Here is a 21699-nt window from a genome sequence, read left to right as displayed (position 1 = left end):
ATCACTTTATAAACTGGGGGAATTTAGATAAGTTCTTGCATAACAATGAAACAGGCCAAAACAGCCCGCGCACTCTCATTATTTTAATATCTTCTTTAGACTTTAATAACATACTTCTAAATGAACGATTACTAATCCCTCCGACTCTCATCTTAATAAGAACTTTAGGCAAATAGGATATTTTAATTTGATGATTAATTATATAACGAGTGAGAGAATCATAATCAGCTGATATTTTATAATTCAAATCAAATCCCCCCAAGCTCACATAAAGGTCTCGTTTCATATAAAATGTAGGATGAGGAGGCATCCAACCATATTTCATTTTTCTATGGTTAAAAAAACCACTTTCCCAACACCTAATGACTTTAGTTAAATCATTTTTTGCGACATATTGCAAATCACCATATACAGCGTCACATTGTTTTTTTTCGAAAATTGCCACGATATCTGTCAAGACATCTGGATAAGCAAATAAATCATCAGAATGTAAAAAACCAACAATATCACCTGTTGCGGCATCAATTCCTTTATTCAGTGCATCATAAATACCATCATCAGGCTCACTAATAACTTTAGTAACTCGTGTTGAGTCCTGATTAATAACAGTTAATGTACGATCCTTTGATGCACCATCAACAATGATATATTCAATATCTCTATAAGTTTGATTTTCTAAAGATAATAAAGTATCAGATATTGTCTTCTCGCTATTATATGTAGCGGTAATAATGCTTACTTTCATACTTAATACCCTACACCTAAATTATCAATTCGTTCTACATCATTCTCTGAAAGGTAGTTTCCTGTATGGACTTCTATTATTTCCAAAGGAATCTTTCCTGGGTTTTCAATAGAGTGTGCGACACCAACAGGTATATAAGTAGATTCATTTTCATTAACGAGATAAGTTTCATTACCATAATGAACTTTAGCAATACCAGAAACTACAATCCAATGTTCAGCTCTGTGGTAATGAATCTGAGTCGCTATCCGTTGGCCCGGTTTCACGGTTACATGCTGAACATGGTAACGAACCCCCTCAGCTATAGCATCGTGTGATCCCCAAGGGCGGTACACTTCTCGGTGCTGTAGATATTCACATCGAGATTCAAGTTTAAGCTGTCCAACAATCTCTTTGACGTTTTGTACTTTATCTTTATGAGCAACTAAAATAGCATCTTTAGTTTCAACAATGACTAACTCGTTAATTCCTACAGTTGCAACGAGTCTATTTTGGGAATATACGTAACTGTTGTTCGTATCTTCCATTAATACATCACCACGTATTACATTCCCGTGATCATCTTTAGCATTAATCTCCCAAAGAGCTGACCAGCACCCAACATCACTCCATTGTGCATCCATTGGGACTACGACTGCATCACACGTTTTTTCCATCACAGCATAATCAATAGACTCGTCAGGGCAACTAGAGAAAGCCTCTTTATTGATACGGATAAAGTCTAAATCTGCATGTTGACCCGCTATTGCTCGCTTACAGGCAGCCAAAATATCAGGGCGATGCAATCCTAACTCTTCTAAGTAGCGAGATGCTTTAAATACAAACATGCCGCTATTCCAATAATAGTTGCCCGAAGATAAATACTGTTCTGCTGTCGTCAGGTCAGGCTTTTCAACAAAAGCAGCAACCTTATAAGCACCATCAGCAACCTGCCCTCCATGACGAATATATCCATATCCTGTTTCTGGGCTATTCGGTACGATACCAAAAGTGACCAGTTTCCCCGCATTTGCAAGCGGTTCAGCACATTGGACTGCACGAATAAATGCTGGCTTATCCTGAATTACGTGATCAGCCGCTAAGACCAGCAACAGAGGATCTTCTCCATCCATGGTTGCATGCAACGCTGCTAGTGCTATAGCTGGCGCAGTATTACGCCCAACTGGCTCTAGTACTATTCCGCTATGAACCAGACCCTTCTGACGTAACTGTTCAGCAATAATGAAGCGATGATCTTCGTTGCAAATGACTAGTGGTGCAAGATGTGGAAGGCCTTCTAAGCGCAATAGGGTTTCTTGTAGCATCGTCGAATCTGATGTGAGCGCTAAGAATTGCTTAGGATAAAGAGCTCGGGATAATGGCCATAAACGGCTACCAGCACCTCCAGCCATAATTACAGGTAATAGCATAAGCAATTACGTCCTATCGTGAAAATAGAATTTGGTACTTGAAATAGACCTGATTATTAGCTTATAGCCAGGAACTGATCAATAAGATCTCTATCAGTAGTTACCAAAGGATAATTCATATCAGACTATATTATTTTCTGAAATTATTCTGATGCTCCAAGAACCATTGGTAAGTCATCATTAAACCTTTCTCAAGCGAGATCTGATAGTGCCAGCCCAACTTAGCCAGACGGCTTACGTCCATCAGTTTTCGAGGAGCTCCGTCTGGCTTAGTCGAATCAAAGACTAAATTACCGCTAAAACCGATCACTTTAGCCATAGTTTCTGCCAATTCGCGGATGGTGCAATCCTCCCCCGTACCAACGTTAATATGAGAAAGCATCGGTTGAGTATTAGCTTGATAAATTTGATCAGACAGCTCCATAACATGCACACTGGCAGCAGCCATATCATCTACATGTAGAAACTCACGCATTGGTTTGCCCGTTCCCCACACAACCATTTCTTTATCATCACGCATTTTAGCTTCATAGAAGCGACGCAATAAGGCAGGAATAACATGGGAGTTTTCGGGATGAAAATTATCATTTTCACCATAAAGGTTAGTTGGCATAACACTGCGATAATCGCGGCCATATTGTCGATTATAAGATTCACACAGTTTAATACCCGCAATTTTAGCAATTGCATAAGGTTCATTAGTCGGTTCCAAAACACCGGTCAACAGAGTTTCCTCTGTCATTGGTTGTACAGCAAATTTTGGATAGATGCAGGATGAACCCAAAAACAATAGCTTCTGAATGTCAGCTAGGTGAGCCGCATGAATGATATTACATTCAATCATTAAATTTTCGTAGATAAACTCTGCCGGATAATTATTATTCGCCTGAATTCCTCCTACTTTTGCAGCCGCTAAGTAGACTTCATCAATTTTTTCGGAGGCAAAAAATTCTTGTACCGCTGATTGGGACATGAGTTCGAGTTCAGTTCGAGTCCTAACAATCAATTCAATATCGTTGCGTTTTTCAAGTTGACGTACAATGGCAGAACCCACCATACCACGATGCCCAGCGACAAATACGCGTTTCTTATCCACGTTATTAACTCTCCAATGAAATGGATACGTCAAAGCCGTTAGCTTTTAACAGTGCATATTGCTTAGCTTGTTCTAAATCGCTAGCAACCATTTCTGCGCACATTTCTTCGACGGTAATTTCAGGCACCCAACCCAATATTTTCTTAGCTTTCGTTGGATCACCTAGCAATGTTTCAACTTCAGCAGGACGGAAATAACGTGGGTCTATGCGAACAATGACATCCCCAATGTTAACTGAAGATGCATGGCTACCATTAACTGCAACAACAGTAGCAATCTCTTCAACACCTTCACCACTAAACTGCAATTCAATCCCAGCTTCTCTCGCCGACATACGCACAAACTCACGAACAGTAATTTGCTTGCCAGTAGCAATAACAAAATCTTCTGGTTTGTCTTGTTGCAACATCATCCATTGCATGCGCACGTAATCTTTTGCATGACCCCAATCCCGCAGTGAGTCAATATTGCCTAGATAAAGGCATTTTTCCAGACCTAATGCAATATTTGCAACAGCTCGAGTAATTTTCCGAGTAACAAATGTTTCACCACGACGAGGAGACTCATGGTTAAATAAGATGCCATTACAAGCATACATGCCATATGATTCGCGATAGTTTACTGTAATCCAGTAAGCATACATTTTAGCCACAGCATAAGGAGAGCGCGGGTAGAATGGTGTTGTTTCACGTTGTGGGGTTTCTTGCACTAAACCATAAAGCTCTGAAGTTGAAGCTTGATAGAAACGAGTCTTCTTTTCGAGACCATTGATACGAATAGCCTCTAGTAAGCGCAGTGTACCCATAGCATCAACATCCGCAGTGTATTCTGGCGATTCAAATGAAACTGCCACATGGGACTGGGCCCCCAAATTATAAATTTCATCCGGTTGAATTTCCTGGATAAGTCGAACTAGATTCGACGTATCAGTTAAATCGCCATAATGTAAAAAGAAACGAGGATTTTCTTCATGGCGGTCTTGATAAATATGATCAATACGGCTGGTATTAAAAGAAGATGAACGGCGTTTAATACCATGAACCTCATATCCTTTGCTCAATAGCAACTCTACTAAATAAGAGCCATCTTGACCGGTAACACCAGTAATTAATGCTTTTTTCATAATGTTATAATCACCCAACAATAATTCACATTCCACACTTGATGGAAATCAATAGCACTATACACATCAGTGTATTAGTAGTGTTTTGAAAAAATCTTATTAACAACAGATTTTAATATTTATTTGTTATCATCACAGTAAACATCCTTCCATTTTGCAGATACAGTTTCCGGGCTATATTTTTTTATCATTGCCAGTCTACCTTTCCTGCCCATAGATCTACGTTCAAGCTCTGATAATGAGTAAAATGAAAATATACTCTTACTAAATTCTTCAATATCGAATGCATCTATAATAATACCACCATTATCCCTAATAACCTCCGAGACTCCAGAATTATCAAATGCAATCACAGGGGTCTCACAAGCTAAACTCTCTGCGGCAACCTGACCAAAAGATTCGATTAGAGAAGGAACTAAAACCAAATCAGCTGATGAATATAGCATTGCCATATCTTCTGTCGACTCAATCACACCAGTATAAGTAATATTGAAACCACAAAGGCTTTCTTTGCATTGGGTATCTCCACCAAAAACAAGTAATTCAACGCATTTCATTTCTGTATAGTTTTTGTTGAGATGATTTAAAACACGAATCAAAAGATCATACCCCTTGAGTGGATTTGACACTCCACCAACAGCACCGAAGGATATAACAAAACTCTCATTTGATATTTCTAACTTATGGCGACATCCTAATTTAGGATATGGTTTAAATAAGTCGCAATCAATAATATTAGGAACATATTTTAAATTGGCATTACGTAATAATAAGCTACTAGATGCTCGCTTTAACATCCATAAAGATGGAGTCGTTAAAATGACTTTTTTCCTTTCTAAAAGAGATTTTATTTTTAATTTTTTATTGAAAATAGCTCTATCTAGATCCAGCAGTAAATTATCACTATTGTTAGCATGATAGCCATCAATAAACCTAACACTCTCATAAGATGAGTGCTCTAAACCACAAAATAGCCAATCGTCATGCATTGTTATTACAATCTTGCCTTTATATTCAGATAGTATTCCCATTAACTTACTAAGTGAGATAGTATCATTATTGAACCAGTGAAGGTGGATTACATCAGAACTATAATCAATTGAATTAATTACATGTCGAGAACTAAAGATATTTAATGAGTGTTTGGACTTATTTTTAGTTATTTGTAGCTTTGTTATTAAAAATGACATTACTCTAAGAAAAAAATGGATTGTTTTATCTAGTTTATTAGGCCCTATGATCGAATCATCGTTACTGATTTTTTCTGCTACAAGAAAATTAACAGACCAGTCAGGACAGTATTTTTTTATTGCCTTAACTTGACGATTTGCCGCTTTAGCTGCCCCACCTCTATTATCTGAAAACGAAATAACGCAAACTTTCATAATTATCACTTATTATTAGATGATTTTATATCCATACCGTTGTCCGCTGACAGTTGATAATTTAAGCAGTACGAGATGGCAATTATAATCAAAAGATTTATTGGATATAACTCAAGCCATATGGTTGAAAACGAAATCAGGAAAGTAAATATTGAAATTAAAAATAAAAAATCATTTTTATATCGAAGACCTGAATATATTAAGTAACTTAAGAAACCAGTGTAAATTACAAGGGCAATATATCCTAGATTCATAATCATACTAGCATATGTAGAATCCGCAATTTCAGTTCCTTTCAGCCCAAAAGCTAACCCAACCAAATGACCAGTATTTGTTGCAGATCCAAATTTATTAGATATATAGTTTTCTAATTTTAACTCATCCAGAAATATATTTAATCTAGTGCCACCAGATATTTTTATTAAATCATCACCGCGTCCAAAATGCCTGATAAGTTCAAATATAGCAGGAGCGCTGATAATAATAATGATAAGAACTGTCGATAAAGCTAGAAAAGGTGAAAATCGAAAATGCCGAAAGATCTGGAATAGAGAAATGAAAATAAAAATACCTAACCCTGTAACACTAGTTGTAAGAAGAACACTTAACAAAACACTAGAGAACAAAAATATCTTATTACTCTGGCCAAAGTAATACATAAATATATACGCGCAAAGTGAGAATATCGCCCCTGATGAAGGAATTAAAAACACACCAGGATTACGTAATGCATAACTTCCCAGAAAAATTCCGTAGTAGTCACCAGAGAAGAAAAACTCAATAATCTGCATAACCAAATGAAATATAAAAACATAATTAATTATGTTAGTTATATTCAACATTGTTTCAGTATCTATTTCACGATATATGGCAACGAAAACAAGCAATGGAAATAGAAATCTGATGCCGGAGAGTAAAATGGGAAAGGGATAATAAAACATGGAGTTTAACAATGCCCCTCCCATAAGGAAAATAACTATATAAAGGAAGGATATTTGAAATTTTTTTAAACTTCTCCCATAAGCAACAGCTAGTAAGAACACAACGAATATAAGAGAAAAAACAATATCCTTAAATATCTTTAAGTAAATAGATGTTAGTATGGTTACATTTAGGTTAATATTATTAGAACTGCTTCTTGTAAATAATGCAATTACTTCTGATGAATTAAGTAATGGAGTAATCGCTATTCCAATAAAAATCAGTATGTGAGCAAATTTATTATATGACATTATAGTTGGCACTTTTAATTTATTTTTGTTTAATAGATGCTACATTAGCCAAAACTAATCATATGAATTTATCTTTTAAAATACTGGGAAACATTTAAAATAGTCGTTCTTATTAATGTTCTTAAAAACATATAACCATAATAGGAAGATAGTTGAAAGTGATTTTTATTAAGTAGTTTTGAATTTTTATATAAAGAACGATACACATCCGTTCTTTTTTTATCGGAAATTCCGCCTCCAGAATAATTTGCAATTAGTATACTATCTAAACGCAAAAATTTTTCATTAGCTAGGAATTTTCTAACCACTAGATCATGATCGGCCGCAAGCCCTGACTCTAAATTATATATAACTGGGGTGTTCGATAATCGTTTAAAAAACATTGCTTGATGAGATGTTGGCATACCCTTCCATAGCTCATTAATATCTTTTGCTTTCCGGTGTCCATTTCTTCTATATGCATTTATTACGCTATAATCACCATAGATTACATCATACATATGGATATTAGGCTGTGACATTGCATTTGCAATGGAATTCTGGTCATAAAAGGTATCGCCCGCATTCATAAAGATGATGTAATCTCCCGAACATAACTTGACACCTTTATTCATTGCATCATAAATGCCTTTATCTGATTCACTGATCCATATGTTTATTATATCTGTATTAGCTTGAATTATTTTAATAGTATTATCTTTTGAATCACCATCAATAACGACATATTCTATATCTGCATACTTTTGCGATCTTACTGAATCAATTGTTTCTTTTAACTCAGATGCCGCATTATATACAATAGTAATTATGCTTATTTTAAAATTTTGAAAAAAAAATGATTGCCCCATTTTGCCTCATTAATAGTAAATCATATTGAAATCGAAGTCATCTTGATAAATCAGCACACCACTAATTAGGCAAATTATTTAATGTTTTTAAGCACCCATTCCAATATTCAATCATTAGTTTATTGCCCCTACAAATAGCCTCATACCTGCGAATGTATGAATAAAAAACAAATAGCTTCCGATTTGAATAAATTATATTTTTTATTTTTCCTAGATTATTACCAGTCACTATTCTCATTCTATATTTTACTAGTATAGGAAAGCTTTGACCAAAGCCTCGATAAACTTGCAACAACTTATCGATATTAAATCTTGAGGTATCTATTGCATGCTGTAATTTTAATTCAGAATAATAGTATCCGATCCCACCATTCAATATAAGAAGATAGCATAACTCACTATCATCGCCTGACAATTGGATGTTGCCTTTTCTTCCTACGCACTTAAAATCATAATTTATAATAGTTAGTAACATCTCTCTTCTAACGATTAAACCTGCTCCCCATAATATTTCGGCACCACAAAGATATCGAGACTCATTATATTGAGGCCCTACAGCATAGCATTTAGAATATTTATCAAACCACGTAGGAGGTGATATATACAGTGGAAGCCTTGATTCTCCCCCTGCAAACGCAATATCTGTTTTTTCCGAAAAAAGCTGATGAGCCTTATAACAGTAATCTGTATCAAGAAGATTATCATCATCAACAAATATAATTAAATCATTTTTAGCCTCTTTTATTCCTCTAATTCTTGCATTCATCAATCCTGAAATAGGCTCTTTAAAAACACTAAGTTTAAACGGGAAACTATCAATATAGGATGTGGAAACAGAATAAGTCGTATCTAAGGAAGCATTATCGATTATAATAACCTCTAGTAGATTCGTTGATATTTTTTGTTTTTCTAGTGAACTTAATACTTGTTTTATTCTAGACTCGCTATTATAACAACAAATTAAAATACTTATACTTACACTCTTTTTTAAATCGTTCATTTCATATTCTCTTGGCGGCACTTAATTTTATATCTATTCTCAGTATCATAATATATATAGCAAGACCATATAAGTGACAACATGCTAAATGGCAGTAAATATATGAAGTTAGGCTCACCGACATAATAACATGTTAGATAAAAAACTATCGGCACCTGAATATTCATAAACAGTGATAATTTAAAATATGGCTCATTTTTAAAACAGCGACAATAATTAGCCTGAGATGTTACAGGTAGCAATAGAACAAAATATAGAAACATTTCTATCGTATAAGTTAAATTTAACGTTTTATCAAAAATAAATAATCCTGGCAATATCTTATAAACGGCTATATATAAAAAATATCCCGAAATTAGTAATGCCATAGATATATACATTGATTTTTCAAACTGTCTTCTTGCTAGCTTAACTTCCCCTGCACTGATATAGGACGCATAGATAGTTGTTTGGCTTGCAACTATAGATTCTGCAATTGAATATCCTGCACGAACTAAACTAAGAGTAAAACCAAATCTACCTGCTAAGTCATTGGTGAGCATTTTAAAGGCTATAAGATTAAATGAGTTCCAAAAGAAGTATCCTAAAATCCATGTTACAGATATTTTAGAAAGCATATCCCAGACTTCAATAAATGTTGTTTTTATATTTTTTTTAGTTTTAACACCAATCAGTTCGCTGACTAATTCCTTAATTGTTTTAAACAAGTATAGATAAAAAATTAAATTTGAAATGAAAACGGCAATCGCAATACTATACAATCCCGCACCATAATATAAGCTTAAACCTAAAACTAATGATAAAAATATACCAGATAGAAGTCTGGACTTATATATTGAGATTTGTCGCTGACATCCCTCAATTAAAAACTGAAAAGGTGTTACTATTGTAAAGAATCCAGTTATAAATACCAACATCCACCATGCACCTTTCCAGTCTGTACTTCCTTTATAGCTACTGAAAAATACACTACCAACATAACCAAGTATAAAAAATATAAAAAGAGAAATAACCAAATACCACAAAAACGAAAATTTCATATAAGATATTATATTAGCTTTTGATTCTTGGCCCCATTCGTTTTTTTCCGTGAGTTTATAAGAATGTGATATATATTGCTTTATTGTAAACCCAATCCCCATTTCCATTATCTGCTGCAGAGCAATAACATTGAAAAACGCATAGTACAGGGACATTTCCCCTGTAGTGAGAGTTTTTGCAACCACAATAATAACTAAAGGGCCAGAAAACACTCTCACTATCTGGGATATTATTGATAGCAGCGCAATTTTATTTGAGTTATTTATCATTTTTTTTCAAAAAAAATTTTATAAATTTAAATATTTTATGTTTTGCAATCGACACAAATGTCTTAATCAAAAATGGATAAAAAGCAAAAACTGCATCTTTTTTATTCTTACTTTCCTTTATTATCTTAAATATATCCCTTGGTATCTGATTATTAAATACAATCCAAGAACTATCACTCCAAGATGTGTCCCCCCAATAATTATCTATCATAATATCATTAACTAATGTAGCACCTGACTTTTCAAAACAATAAAATGACAGGTAAAAGGGGAGTGATAATCGACTATCTTCATTTTCAAAGACTTCATCAACAAACTCTTTCTTATATACACATGCTGTTATAAACATCATCGTCGTATTGCTATGTTTAAATATTTCATACAATGATTTATGCTTATTTCCAATGAAAGCTTTGTCCATTAAAATATTATTATCTTTATCTACAGCTCTGTGGTTTATAAAAACCATCCCTTTATTCTCATTCAATAATGGCAATATTTTACTAATAATACCTTTATGGATTTCATCATCATCACCCACAAACCAAATGTATTTACCTTTTGCAATATTTGCCAATACCTTTAAATTCCTAACTAAGCCAACATTTTCTTTATTAGAAAAATAATATAAATTAACTGTAGGGTATTTTTGTTTGAGCCCCTCTATTTCTTTAATTATTTTCTTATGATGTTCGTCATCAGATTTATTATCAGAAATAATAATTTCAAACATATCATCTGACATTATTGATATAGCATCCTCTAATACAAAATTAATTTGTTTTATTAAGCTACCACTTCGATTATAAGTCGGAATACAAATTGATAATTCCATTATTTTACCACGTCACCATTGAACAATGTTTGTACAGTTAGCCATAGGAGTTACATACGCTTATTAGGCGCAATTCTTGCACCACTCCAACATTTTCTTTACTCCTTCTTCGGATGAGACTGTTGGTACCCAATTAAAGGCTTCTGATGCCTTCCGTATATTTGCCACAAAGACTCTTTGATCACTTGATCTGGCTGGTAAATTTTTATATATCAGTTTAGTACTAGTATTATTCTCTAAGATCTTAAATAGTTCTAAGAGTGACAGGCTATTGACAATCCCTCCGCCAATATTAAATACTTCACCCGAAATTTTATCGATCTTCCTCATCCCTGAGAAATAAAGTTTAATCATATCATCCGCATGCAAAAGGTCTCTAACTTGCTTGCCTGTGCCTGATATTGTAAATGGCGTAATTACATTATTTTTGGAAGTCTCTATAGCTTGTTGACAAAACCAACCAACCCAACCTTGATCTACTGTTGCAAACTGGCGTCCACCATACATTGAAGAATGACGAAAAACTGCAGTTTTAAGTCCGTATATTCGTGCATAATCAAGCATATATTGGTCCGCAGCCCCCTTAGAGCAGCCATAAGGTGAATGGAAAGTTAACTGGACATTCTCATCAAACCCATCAGGCATTTCGATACATTCATAGCGCGTATCTGTCTCCCTATATGTGAACTGCTCTAAATCTCCATATACTTTGTTAGTTGAAGAATAAATAACACCGCAATTTGGATTAAATAAGCGTATTGCCTCAAGCAAATTGAATGTACCACCAACATTGATATCAAAGTCCTTTTGGGGATTATCGATAGATGTTGTCATTGCAACTTGGCCAGCTAGATGGAAGATATTATGTGGTTGATACTGCTGAATCAATTTAACTACATCATTCTTATTACGAATATCACCATGTACATGTGTAAATTTACCAATAGACTCTAGCCATCTAAGGTTCTCATATGAACCATGGCGTGATAAGTTATCAAATACAACAACTTCCATACCTAATTGGATAGCGTGTGATGCTAAATTGCTACCTAGAAAACCACAGCCCCCAGTGATTAAAAGCTTCATTTTTATTCCTTAATTAAAATATCTTTTATTGCATTATCCAATAAATATTCACACTCCCATCCAAGCTCATGCAGCCGTTCTAACGTTGCACAGCTATACATAATTTCATTCTTTCTAGATGGTATTGCGCCAAATTGAACATCACCTTGATAATTAGTAATTTCAATCACAGTATCAACGAATTCTCTAATTGTTATTGCTTGTCCAGACCCAATAGAAATACTCTCACCTGATATGAGATATTCTGATTTTGAAATGAGAGTTTTGAAGGCACTAATAAGATCAGTGATATAAATAAAGTCACGCTGCTGTAAACCAGTCGTTAGTTTTAGATCAACATTATTTCTGCAGCTATTAATGACATAAGTTGTAAATTTAGTTAAGTCATCAAAAGGACCGAAAAAATGCTCTAACTTCAAGTCTATAAATTTACAGCTAGACTTACTGCAATATTCTTTGGCGAGAATGCTAAATTGGCTCTTAGTCAAAGAATATTGACTAACATTCGCAGGTAGAGAAGTTCCGCATTGGAGAAATAGGCATTTTCCTGTTGAGACTAATGCTTCCAGTATCCGTAATGGAAATTGGATATTAGCATTTACTAGCTCTGAAAGTAGCTCCCCTTTCCGTCCATATAATGCGGCGGTATTAATAACTACATCAGGAGAAAGTGATACAATCTTATCTAACCAATTACTATCAGAAACATTAATAAAATTAATATCTCTGACATCAGAGATACGTCCACATACAGATCCTGAACGTACTGTTCCAGTGACGTCATGCTCTTGTATTAAAGCATTAGCTAATTGACTCCCCAAATAGCCACTAATACCAGTAATAAGAATTTTCATAATAAAATGAGGTATTAAATACCTCTTACCTAATTAGAAATTCAAACCAAAGAACTCTTCAAACTTACTCACTACATAATCTAAGTGATCATGTGTCAGTCCTGGATAGATACCAATCCAGAAAGTTTGATTCATAATTCTATCGGTATTTGTCAATTCACCAACAACACGATATTTCACATCATGGAAATAGGGTTGGCGAGTTAAGTTACCGGCAAATAGTAGTCGAGTTCCCACTTTAGCTTCATCAAGGAATTTAACCAGATCAATACGGCTAATCCCGCAATCTTCTTTCAGAGTTATCGGGAAACCAAACCATGATGGATCTGAGTTTTCAGTGGCTTCAGGTAACTCAATAAAATCTACACATGATTGAAGTGCTTCTTTGAGATACTTAAAGTTTGCTTTACGTGTTTCAACAAACTCTTCCACACGTTCGAGTTGAGCCAAACCACATGCCGCCTGCATATCGGTAATTTTTAAGTTATAACCCAAGTGTGAATAGGTATATTTATGATCATAACCAAATGGTAGAGAACCTAGTTGCTGGCCAAAGCGCTTCTTACAGGTATTATCACAGCCTGGTGCGCAATAACAGTCACGTCCCCAATCCCTGAATGACTCGATAATAGATTTAAGTTCGGCTGATTTTGTAAATACCGCACCGCCCTCACCCATTGTAATATGGTGAGCTGGATAGAAACTGACAGTACCGATATCACCAAACGTTCCGGCCATTTTTCCATCATATTTGGAGCCTAAAGCATCACAACAGTCTTCAATCAGCCATAGGTTATATTTATCTGCTACTCGACGAACTTCAGCCAGATCAAATAAGTTGCCTAAAGTATGCGCAATCATGATTGCTTTAGTTTTATCGCTAACAGCAGCTTCGATTAGGCTGGCGTTGACGTTATACGTTGGAATATCAACATCAACAAATACGGGAATTAAGCCATTTTGAATGGTTGGGTTTACTGTTGTCGGGAATCCCGCAGCAACAGTAATAACCTCATCACCAGGCTTGAGAGCACGAGCTCCTAATTTAGGGGATGTTAATGCGGTCAGTGCAAGTAGGTTGGCAGAGGAACCTGAAGTGGTCGTCAACACATAAGGGACGCCAATATACTCACCCAATTTCTTTTCGAAAGCATCGTTAAAACGCCCAGTGGTTAACCATCCATCCAAGGATGCTTCAACCATCAGTTGTAATTCTTTAGCGCCAATAACTTTGCCTGATGGAGGCACAACACTCTTACCTGCTTCAAATGGCTTTGGGGCCATAGCCGTTTCAGCATACTGAGCCACTAACTCAGCAATCTGTTGACGTAATTGTTCTTGACTCATTTATCTATGACCTCAAATCATTTAGTGTTCATGTAGCTATTAATTTCGTTAATACTGTAATCATGCATGTCAGTATCTGACAGCCAAGCCTGATGCCAGTCAACAATACGAGCTAATGTTGTATCGAGACTCCATCGAGGGTGCCAACCTAATTGCATTTTTGCTTTAGAACAATCAAGTTTCAAATAGTGTGCTTCATGAGGATGCTCATTGCCGTCTAACTGCCAACTGGCATCTTGCCCCCAGAATGACACCATTTTCTCTACGATATTCTGTACTGGTGTTGCATCGGTATCATTAGGTCCAAAATTCCAACCATCAGCAAATTTGGCTCCTTCACAATACATTTTTTGTGCCAGCAACAAATAACCAGATAGGGGTTCTAGCACATGCTGCCATGGGCGAATTGCATGTGGGTTGCGAATAATAACCGGCGATGATCTTTCGAATGCACGTAAAATATCAGGGACGACACGATCTAATGCCCAATCTCCGCCACCAATCACATTACCAGCACGCACAGTTGCTAATGCTGTACCATGCTGCCCGTATTTAGCAGGGTTAAAGAAGGAGTTTCGGTAGGAAGATGTGACTAACTCGGCACAACCTTTGCTGTTTGAATAGGGATCATATCCTCCCATAGCTTCATTTTCACGGTATCCCCAAACCCATTCTTTATTGTCGTAACATTTATCGCTGGTGATATTAATAATGGCTTTGGTACCACCAACATGCCGAAGAGCTTCTAGCAGATAAACAGTACCCATCACATTAGTAGAGTATGTCTCAACGGGTTCTGAGTAGGATAATCGCACTAAAGGTTGCGCGGCCATATGGAAAACAATTTCAGGTTTAAAGTCGCTAATTGATTTTAGTAGCTGGTCATAATTACGAATATCACCCACTTCCGAAATCATACCATCGGCAATGCGTGCGGTTTCGAACAGACTTGGCTCGGTTGGTGCAACCAGAGCATAGCCTTTTACCGTTGCTCCCATGTTTTGCAGCCATAGGCTCAACCACCCCCCTTTAAAACCAGTGTGTCCGGTAATAAAAACACGTTTACCTTGCCAAAAGCGTTTATCAATCATGATATTTATTCCCAGACTTTCCAAGGAGCTCGACCCGCTTCCCATAATTCATGCAGGTAGACTTTGTCGCGTAAGGTATCCATTGGCTGCCAAAAACCGGTATGTTCAAAAGCCATTAACTCACCTTGTTCAGCTAACGTCATTAATGGTTCTTGTTCCCAAGTTGATTTATCACCATCAATAAGATCGATTACTTTAGGTGATAAAACAAAATATCCACCATTGATCAATGCACCATCACCTTTCGGTTTTTCTTTAAAGCTACGTACCTGCTGATTCTGAATATCCAATGCACCAAAGCGGCCTGGTGGATAAGTAGCAGTTAATGTTGCTTGCTTGCCATGGTTTTTATGGAATTCAATTAATTCAGCAATATTAACGTCACTAACACCATCACCATAAGTGAAGCAAAACGCCTCATCATCTTTTACATAATCCTTGACACGCTTCAAACGACCACCGGTCATTGAATGTTCACCAGTATCAACAAGTGTGACATTCCACGGTTCTACTCGTTTGTGATGTACTTTCATTTCATTATCACGCATAGAGAAAGTGATATCGGACATATGCATAAAGTAATTAGCGAAATATTCTTTTATTACATAGCCTTTGTAACCACAGCAGATGATAAAATCATTAATCCCATAAGCAGAGTAAAGTTTCATAATGTGCCATAAAATAGGCATCCCACCGATCTCTACCATCGGTTTCGGTTTAACTACCGTTTCTTCACTAAGACGAGTACCTAAACCACCGGCAAGAATAACTGCTTTCACTTTACTCTCCATATTAATTACTTTGATGGTACAAAGGCGTCAGAGAAGAATTGGTCTTCAGCCAGTCCATATTGAATAAATTCCTGATGTGCGGCTGAGATCATAGCAAGTGAACCACAAGCATAAATACTGTAGTGACTTAGCTCAGGGAAATCGTTAATAACAGCCTTATGAACGAACCCTGTTTGACCATGCCAAGATCTATCTTCCCCCGAAACTACAGGGACATATTGAATATGTGGATATTCTGCCACCCATTTTTGGGCTATATCAGAATAGAAAAGTTTGCTTTCAGGCATTCCCCAGTAAATATGAATGGGACGTTTATCATTCTTACTTATGAGTTCCTCAACCATTGCCTTAACCGGTGCGAAGCCCGTCCCTCCCGCTAAGAAGATGAGCGGTCGGCTATTATCGCGGACAAAAAACGTGCCTTGCGGGCCCTCAATGCGAAGAAGCTGCTGTAGCTTAAGCTCATTAAAAATGATTTCGCTGAAAAGACCATTTGGGACTTTTCTTATATGTAACTCGATTTTTTTATCGGGTGCATTAGCAATAGAATAACTACGTCTCTGACCATTAATGATTAAATCAATAAATTGACCTGACAAATATTCTATCTTAGATGCTGGAGGTAAGCGTAATGTTAGAATGGCTATATCATTGCCAATAAATTCAATATTATCGAGTTTACATGGATACGTTTTTTCCGTTATATGACTTAGCTCTGGATAATATTTTACATTGATTTCTATATCACTTTTAGGTTTGGAACAACAAGTAAGAATAAATCCGTTAGAAACATCCTCATTGGTCAAAGACGTATTATCATCCTGTTCTATTTCACCAGAAATTAACTTTGCCTTACAGGAACCGCAGGTACCATCTTTGCAACCATATTCGATATTGATGTTATTTTCTAAAGCTGAATCTAAGATCGTTTTAGATCCTTCAGCATCAAAAATAACTCCTGATGGTTGTAGCTTTATATTGAAGGGCATATTTTAAGCCTGACTAAAATAGATTTAGTGGGGAATGTTTTTATATCATCTCAAAATAGATTATTTAAGCTGAGATTAAAGTGAAATGAAATAAATTAATTATAAAACTTAGTTGTTACGAAAATATCAATGGCTAGATAAATTCACTAGATTAAAAGCAATGCTACCGCCCTTGGCTTGCAGTAACCAATGCACTGATAAATAACATAGGCATGTAACACCACGTAGCACCTGCATTTATGTAACCTACTGGCCTGACCAAAAGAGATGAAAAAAACTCACCGCATTTTCAGTTAAGCAAAAATAGCTACTAAGTACTAATATTATGGCTAATTTTCTAACATATAACCTATCATTACAAGAAAAATGTGAAACATATCATTCTTGAACATTTCTCAATACACAACTAATTTCCTACACTAGATTATAAAAATATCAATTCGGTTTATTCTGATTTCAAAAATAGAAAAACATCATTCTACTTTATTAGATTAGAGGGGCATTTATTCATATGCAATTATTTCAATAAAAATCAATATCGTAGCTGTTTGATTATCCAACCATTAACACTACATATACTCTCTAACTAATTGTTCTAAAAGGTCTATATGCCCTACGTCATCATTCAGCGCTGGGATATATTCGAACTTTTTGCCCCCCGCATGCAAGAAAATTTCGCGATTTTGCTCTTTGATCTCTTCTAGAGTTTCTAGACAATCGGCAGAGAAGCCAGGGCAGATGAGTTGAATATGTTCAACTCCCTGAGCAGGCAGGTTTTTTAATGTTTCGTCGGTATAGGGGGTGAGCCAAGGTTCACGGCCAAATCGAGATTGATATGTCATCATGATTTGTTCTGGCGGCAGTGTTAGTTCAGCCTGTAACGCGCGGCTGGTCTCTTCACAACGGATAGGATAGTCATCACCCAATTGGGCATAGCGCTTAGGAATGCCATGAAATGACATCACTAACCGGTCTGGCTTACCATGTTGTGCAAAAGAGCGTTCAACACTTTGTTTTAATGCTGAAATATAAGTTGGGTGCTCCGCATAATCGCGAATAAACGAAACTGAGGGTAAGCGGCGATATCCTTTCAGAATCCGAGCAACAGCATCCCAAACAGCGGCGCTGGTTGAGCAGGAGTATTGCGGATAAAGCGGCAATACCACCAATTTAGTCACACCTTGCGCGAGCAGTTTATCAATAGCATCTGGCAGATTTGGCGAGCCGTAGCTCATCCCTAACTCGACAGGAATATCTGGCATACGCGCCGCCAACGCTTTCTGTTGCCGCCGGCTATAGACCAATAAAGGTGAACCCTCTTCCATCCAAACGGATTGATAGAGTTTGGCGACACGAGGCGATCGAATTGGCAGAATGACACCGCGTAATAGAGGCCACCAAAGCAATGGGGATGTGTCAACAACCCTGCGGTCACTCAGGAACTCAGCCAGATAGCGTTTGACCGCTTGCGACGTAGGAGCATCTGGTGTCCCCAGATTGACCATCAGTACACCGAGCTTAGTTTGCATCATGCACAAGTCCTTGTTTGGCTTTCACGCGTATTATTCGAGCTAATCATTAAACTTTCAATAAGATCCGTAAAATACGAAAGGCGACCTCAGGCCGCCTTCGCTATCTTACCATTCAGAATTAACCGAGAATAGTCGCCAGTTCAGCACTGACTTCTGCTACTTTGCGGGTTCCGTCCAGTTTAAAGTACTGCGTATTACCCGCATCAGCTTCTTTACGGTAGTAAGAGACCAATGGCGCAGTTTGTTGATGATACTCAATCAGACGTTTTCGTACAGTGGCTTCCTGATCGTCTTTACGAATCGTCAGCTCATCACCGGTCACGTCATCTTTATCTTCAACTTTAGGTGGGTTGAATTTAACGTGGTAAACACGGCCTGAAGCAGCATGTACCCGACGGCCAACGATACGTTCGACAATCAGCTCATCCGGAACATCAAATTCCAGTACATAATCAACCTTGATGCCCGCTTCTTTCATGGCATCAGCTTGAGGAATGGTACGCGGGAATCCATCTAACAGGAAACCGTCACGACAATCGTCCTGTGTGATGCGCTCTTTAACCAATGCGATAACCAGTTCATCAGTCACCAGTTTGCCGGCATCCATAATTTCTTTCGCTTTCAGACCTAACTCAGAACCTGCTTTTACAGCGGCGCGCAACATGTCACCCGTAGAGATTTGCGGAATACCGTATTTCTCCATGATGAATTGAGCCTGAGTACCCTTACCAGCGCCCGGAGCGCCCAGCAGAATGATACGCATTGCGTAAATCCCCTTGCTATGTAGTTTTTCTATGTGTTTTTACTTAAATAAAACGAAAATGCGGAAAACGAACAACCATACCATTTTCAGGGGGGTTGGCTCAAGGAGTGCGAGGTGGATTGGCGGGATGGGTTCAGTAGCACCAAGTGGATAATATAATATAAGATGCTGAAATAAATAAAAAAACGTCTCTGGCGAACTAAATGCCAGAGACGTTCTCATGACGCAATTAAGCCGTTAATAACTGATTCATTCTGCGAATGAACTGGTTAGGGTCATCTAGTGTTCCCCGCTCAGCTAACAGCGCTTGATCCAGCAATAACTCTACCCATTCAGCAAACTGGGCGTCGTCCGTCACATCAGCAGCTCGTTTTACTAAGCCATGTTCTGGATTCAGTTCGAAAATGTACTTCACTTCAGGCGCTTGCTGACCCGCAGCGGCGAATAATTTCGCCATCTGCGTACTCATCTCATCGGCGTCTGTCGTGACAATTGCCGGTGTATCGGTCAGGCGATGTGTCAGACGCACATCCTTCACTCGCTCACCCAGCAGGGTTTTAACACGCTCGACGAATGGCTCCAGTGCTTTGTCAGCTTCTTGCTGCTCTGGGCGCTCTTCATCTGCCAGCTTATTCAGCGAATCATCAGCTTTACTGACTGACTGGAAAATCTTGCCGTCAAATTCAGTCAGGTAACTCATCATCCATTCATCAATACGATCGGATAGCAGTAGAACTTCAATGCCTTTTTTGCGGAACAGTTCCAAATGTGGGCTGTTCTTCGCCGCCGCATAGCTGTCAGCAGTGATGTAATAGATCTTCTCCTGCCCTTCGGTCATACGGCTGACATACTCTTCCAATGACACCGTCTGTGCTGAGCTGTCAGTGTGTGTTGAAGCAAAGCGCAGTAACTTGGCGATGGTTTCTTTATTGCTACCGTCTTCAGCCGGCCCCTCTTTCAGCGCCATGCCAAACTGCTGCCAGAACTGCTGATATTTTTCAGCATCGTCTTTAGCCAGTTTCTCCAGCATTTGCAGCACACGTTTGGTCAACGCACTGCGTAGATTCTGAGTCACACGGCTATCTTGCAGAATCTCTCGCGAGACGTTGAGCGGTAGATCATTAGAATCGATTAAGCCACGAACAAACCGTAGGTAGTTCGGCATGAACTGCTCTGCGTCATCCATGATGAATACGCGCTGAACGTAAAGTTTCAAGCCATGCTTGTGATCACGATTCCACATATCCCACGGAGCTTGTGCCGGGATATACAACAAGCTGGTGTACTCCTGCTTACCTTCGACGCGGTTGTGGCTCCAGATTAAGGGATCGGTAAAGTCATGGGCGATATGCTTATAAAATGCTTTGTATTCGTCGTCCGTGATATCGGCTTTATTGCAGGTCCACAATGCCTGAGCTTTGTTGATTTTCTCCCAGGTAATGGTGCCGTCTTCTTCATTTTCACTTTGAACTTCAACCGGTAACGCAATATGGTCTGAGTATTTGCTGATAACAGAACGCAGACGCCAATCGTCAAGATATTCGTCTTCACCTTCACGCAGGTGCAGGGTAATTTCAGTACCACGCTCCTCTTTGGTGATATCGGCAATGGTGTAATCGCCCTCACCTTCTGATTCCCAGAACACGCCAGCATCCGCTGGGGCACCGGCAGCCCGGGTGCGCACAGTGACTTTATCCGCCACGATGAAGGCAGAATAGAAACCAACACCAAACTGACCAATGAGTTGGCTATCTTTGGCTTGATCTGAACCAATAGACTCAAGGAATGCTTTGGTCCCTGATTTCGCGATAGTACCGAGATTATCTATGACTTCTTCACGGCTCATACCGATGCCGTTATCACTTAGGGTCAAAGTCCGTTTTTCTTTATCAAAAGATAAACGTACACGCAGCTCGCCGTCACCTTCGAACAACTCAGGGTGAGACAGCGCGCGGAAACGCAATTTATCTGCCGCATCAGAGGCATTGGAGATCAGCTCGCGCAAGAAAATTTCTTTATTGGAGTAGAGCGAGTGAATCATCAAATGGAGAAGTTGTTTAACTTCAGACTGGAATCCACGGGTTTCTTGGCCTTTCATACTCATTAATTACCTCAATCCAAATTACCGATAGTCATACCCAATAGATTTCAAGGTGCAGGAGAGCGGCAAACTTGAAAGATGACGGGTACAGATAAAATCGAACAATGAGGATTAAGTGGGGCCAATAGGAGGGGGTTTCAAGTCTCAATACAGAAAAAACAG

At 37.8% G+C, this 21699-nt stretch carries 19 protein-coding genes; all 19 read right to left on the bottom strand.

Annotated elements, in window-relative coordinates; translation table 11 throughout:
• Position 1 precedes the first annotated feature (1 nt).
• The 19 genes from HRD69_RS10925 to htpG all read right to left on the bottom strand — a co-directional run bounded on the left by HRD69_RS10925 (position 2) and on the right by htpG (position 21534).
• On the bottom strand, positions 2–745 hold the full coding sequence (locus tag HRD69_RS10925; protein ID WP_004873391.1) for a glycosyltransferase family 2 protein: 744 nt from the start codon (positions 743–745) through the stop codon (positions 2–4).
• Positions 746–747: 2 nt separating this feature from the next.
• Entirely contained in the window at positions 748–2154 is a 1407-nt protein-coding gene (locus tag HRD69_RS10920; protein ID WP_004873392.1) for a mannose-1-phosphate guanylyltransferase/mannose-6-phosphate isomerase, read from the bottom strand.
• 130 nt (positions 2155–2284) lie between these two features.
• On the bottom strand, positions 2285–3250 hold the full coding sequence (gene fcl / locus HRD69_RS10915; RefSeq protein ID WP_004873393.1) for a GDP-L-fucose synthase: 966 nt from the start codon (positions 3248–3250) through the stop codon (positions 2285–2287).
• Positions 3251–3254: 4 nt separating this feature from the next.
• On the bottom strand, positions 3255–4373 hold the full coding sequence (gene gmd / locus HRD69_RS10910) for a GDP-mannose 4,6-dehydratase (protein WP_049608463.1): 1119 nt from the start codon (positions 4371–4373) through the stop codon (positions 3255–3257).
• 119 nt (positions 4374–4492) lie between these two features.
• Positions 4493–5758: a glycosyltransferase gene (locus tag HRD69_RS10905; RefSeq protein WP_004873396.1), complete on the bottom strand. Its 1266-nt coding sequence runs from the start codon at positions 5756–5758 to the stop codon at positions 4493–4495.
• A gap of 5 nt (positions 5759–5763) precedes the next feature.
• On the bottom strand, positions 5764–6990 hold the full coding sequence (locus HRD69_RS10900; RefSeq protein ID WP_004873397.1) for a hypothetical protein: 1227 nt from the start codon (positions 6988–6990) through the stop codon (positions 5764–5766).
• Between the two features lie 68 nt (positions 6991–7058).
• A complete protein-coding gene (locus HRD69_RS10895) occupies positions 7059–7838 on the bottom strand; it encodes a glycosyltransferase family 2 protein (RefSeq protein WP_004873398.1) in 780 nt (259 codons plus the stop codon).
• A gap of 61 nt (positions 7839–7899) precedes the next feature.
• Positions 7900–8838 (bottom strand): glycosyltransferase, encoded by a 939-nt coding sequence (locus tag HRD69_RS10890; protein ID WP_032812950.1) that lies wholly within the window; start codon positions 8836–8838, stop codon positions 7900–7902.
• Positions 8835–10148: an MATE family efflux transporter gene (locus HRD69_RS10885; protein ID WP_152412070.1), complete on the bottom strand. Its 1314-nt coding sequence runs from the start codon at positions 10146–10148 to the stop codon at positions 8835–8837. Before HRD69_RS10885 ends, HRD69_RS10890 begins: the two co-directional genes overlap by 4 nt.
• The gene (locus HRD69_RS10880; RefSeq protein ID WP_071984802.1) at positions 10138–10983 is read right to left on the bottom strand and encodes a glycosyltransferase family 2 protein; all 846 of its coding nucleotides are present in this window, start codon (positions 10981–10983) and stop codon (positions 10138–10140) included. Before HRD69_RS10880 ends, HRD69_RS10885 begins: the two co-directional genes overlap by 11 nt.
• 63 nt (positions 10984–11046) lie before the next feature.
• Positions 11047–12069 (bottom strand): NAD-dependent epimerase/dehydratase family protein, encoded by a 1023-nt coding sequence (locus HRD69_RS10875; RefSeq protein ID WP_004873402.1) that lies wholly within the window; start codon positions 12067–12069, stop codon positions 11047–11049.
• A 2-nt stretch (positions 12070–12071) separates the two neighbouring features.
• Entirely contained in the window at positions 12072–12923 is an 852-nt protein-coding gene (locus HRD69_RS10870) for an NAD-dependent epimerase/dehydratase family protein (RefSeq protein ID WP_004873403.1), read from the bottom strand.
• Between the two features lie 33 nt (positions 12924–12956).
• Positions 12957–14270, bottom strand: a complete 1314-nt coding sequence (gene rfbH / locus HRD69_RS10865) for a lipopolysaccharide biosynthesis protein RfbH (protein WP_004873404.1) — start codon at positions 14268–14270, stop codon at positions 12957–12959.
• Between the two features lie 17 nt (positions 14271–14287).
• Positions 14288–15361 (bottom strand): CDP-glucose 4,6-dehydratase, encoded by a 1074-nt coding sequence (gene rfbG, locus HRD69_RS10860; protein WP_004873405.1) that lies wholly within the window; start codon positions 15359–15361, stop codon positions 14288–14290.
• Positions 15362–15366: 5 nt separating this feature from the next.
• A complete protein-coding gene (gene rfbF / locus HRD69_RS10855; RefSeq protein ID WP_032812951.1) occupies positions 15367–16140 on the bottom strand; it encodes a glucose-1-phosphate cytidylyltransferase in 774 nt (257 codons plus the stop codon).
• A 17-nt stretch (positions 16141–16157) separates the two neighbouring features.
• Positions 16158–17141, bottom strand: a complete 984-nt coding sequence (locus HRD69_RS10850) for a CDP-6-deoxy-delta-3,4-glucoseen reductase (protein WP_004873407.1) — start codon at positions 17139–17141, stop codon at positions 16158–16160.
• 569 nt (positions 17142–17710) lie between these two features.
• Positions 17711–18673, bottom strand: coding sequence for a ferrochelatase (hemH, locus tag HRD69_RS10845; protein WP_004873408.1), 963 nt, complete (start codon positions 18671–18673; stop codon positions 17711–17713).
• Between the two features lie 118 nt (positions 18674–18791).
• Positions 18792–19436, bottom strand: a complete 645-nt coding sequence (adk, locus tag HRD69_RS10840; protein WP_004873409.1) for an adenylate kinase — start codon at positions 19434–19436, stop codon at positions 18792–18794.
• Positions 19437–19665: 229 nt separating this feature from the next.
• Positions 19666–21534, bottom strand: a complete 1869-nt coding sequence (gene htpG / locus HRD69_RS10835; RefSeq protein ID WP_004873410.1) for a molecular chaperone HtpG — start codon at positions 21532–21534, stop codon at positions 19666–19668.
• Positions 21535–21699 lie beyond the last annotated feature (165 nt).

It is taken from the genome of Yersinia mollaretii ATCC 43969, from assembly GCF_013282725.1.
In the GTDB taxonomy this organism is placed as follows: domain Bacteria; phylum Pseudomonadota; class Gammaproteobacteria; order Enterobacterales; family Enterobacteriaceae; genus Yersinia; species Yersinia mollaretii.
This window is presented reverse-complemented; position numbering and strand designations above follow the sequence as displayed.

What these genes read in the sequence shown, in the direction of transcription:
- HRD69_RS10925 (WP_004873391.1), bottom strand. Translation starts at nt 745, where the DNA reads ATGAAAGTAAGCATTATTACCGCTACATATAATAGCGAGAAGACAATA.
- HRD69_RS10920 (WP_004873392.1), bottom strand. Translation starts at nt 2,154, where the DNA reads ATGCTATTACCTGTAATTATGGCTGGAGGTGCTGGTAGCCGTTTATGG.
- gmd (WP_049608463.1), bottom strand. Translation starts at nt 4,373, where the DNA reads ATGAAAAAAGCATTAATTACTGGTGTTACCGGTCAAGATGGCTCTTAT.
- HRD69_RS10905 (WP_004873396.1), bottom strand. Translation starts at nt 5,758, where the DNA reads ATGAAAGTTTGCGTTATTTCGTTTTCAGATAATAGAGGTGGGGCAGCT.
- HRD69_RS10900 (WP_004873397.1), bottom strand. Translation starts at nt 6,990, where the DNA reads ATGTCATATAATAAATTTGCTCACATACTGATTTTTATTGGAATAGCG.
- HRD69_RS10895 (WP_004873398.1), bottom strand. Translation starts at nt 7,838, where the DNA reads ATGGGGCAATCATTTTTTTTTCAAAATTTTAAAATAAGCATAATTACT.
- HRD69_RS10890 (WP_032812950.1), bottom strand. Translation starts at nt 8,838, where the DNA reads ATGAACGATTTAAAAAAGAGTGTAAGTATAAGTATTTTAATTTGTTGT.
- HRD69_RS10885 (WP_152412070.1), bottom strand. Translation starts at nt 10,148, where the DNA reads ATGATAAATAACTCAAATAAAATTGCGCTGCTATCAATAATATCCCAG.
- HRD69_RS10880 (WP_071984802.1), bottom strand. Translation starts at nt 10,983, where the DNA reads ATGGAATTATCAATTTGTATTCCGACTTATAATCGAAGTGGTAGCTTA.
- HRD69_RS10875 (WP_004873402.1), bottom strand. Translation starts at nt 12,069, where the DNA reads ATGAAGCTTTTAATCACTGGGGGCTGTGGTTTTCTAGGTAGCAATTTA.
- HRD69_RS10870 (WP_004873403.1), bottom strand. Translation starts at nt 12,923, where the DNA reads ATGAAAATTCTTATTACTGGTATTAGTGGCTATTTGGGGAGTCAATTA.
- rfbH (WP_004873404.1), bottom strand. Translation starts at nt 14,270, where the DNA reads ATGAGTCAAGAACAATTACGTCAACAGATTGCTGAGTTAGTGGCTCAG.
- rfbG (WP_004873405.1), bottom strand. Translation starts at nt 15,361, where the DNA reads ATGATTGATAAACGCTTTTGGCAAGGTAAACGTGTTTTTATTACCGGA.
- HRD69_RS10850 (WP_004873407.1), bottom strand. Translation starts at nt 17,141, where the DNA reads ATGCCCTTCAATATAAAGCTACAACCATCAGGAGTTATTTTTGATGCT.
- hemH (WP_004873408.1), bottom strand. Translation starts at nt 18,673, where the DNA reads ATGATGCAAACTAAGCTCGGTGTACTGATGGTCAATCTGGGGACACCA.
- adk (WP_004873409.1), bottom strand. Translation starts at nt 19,436, where the DNA reads ATGCGTATCATTCTGCTGGGCGCTCCGGGCGCTGGTAAGGGTACTCAG.
- htpG (WP_004873410.1), bottom strand. Translation starts at nt 21,534, where the DNA reads ATGAAAGGCCAAGAAACCCGTGGATTCCAGTCTGAAGTTAAACAACTT.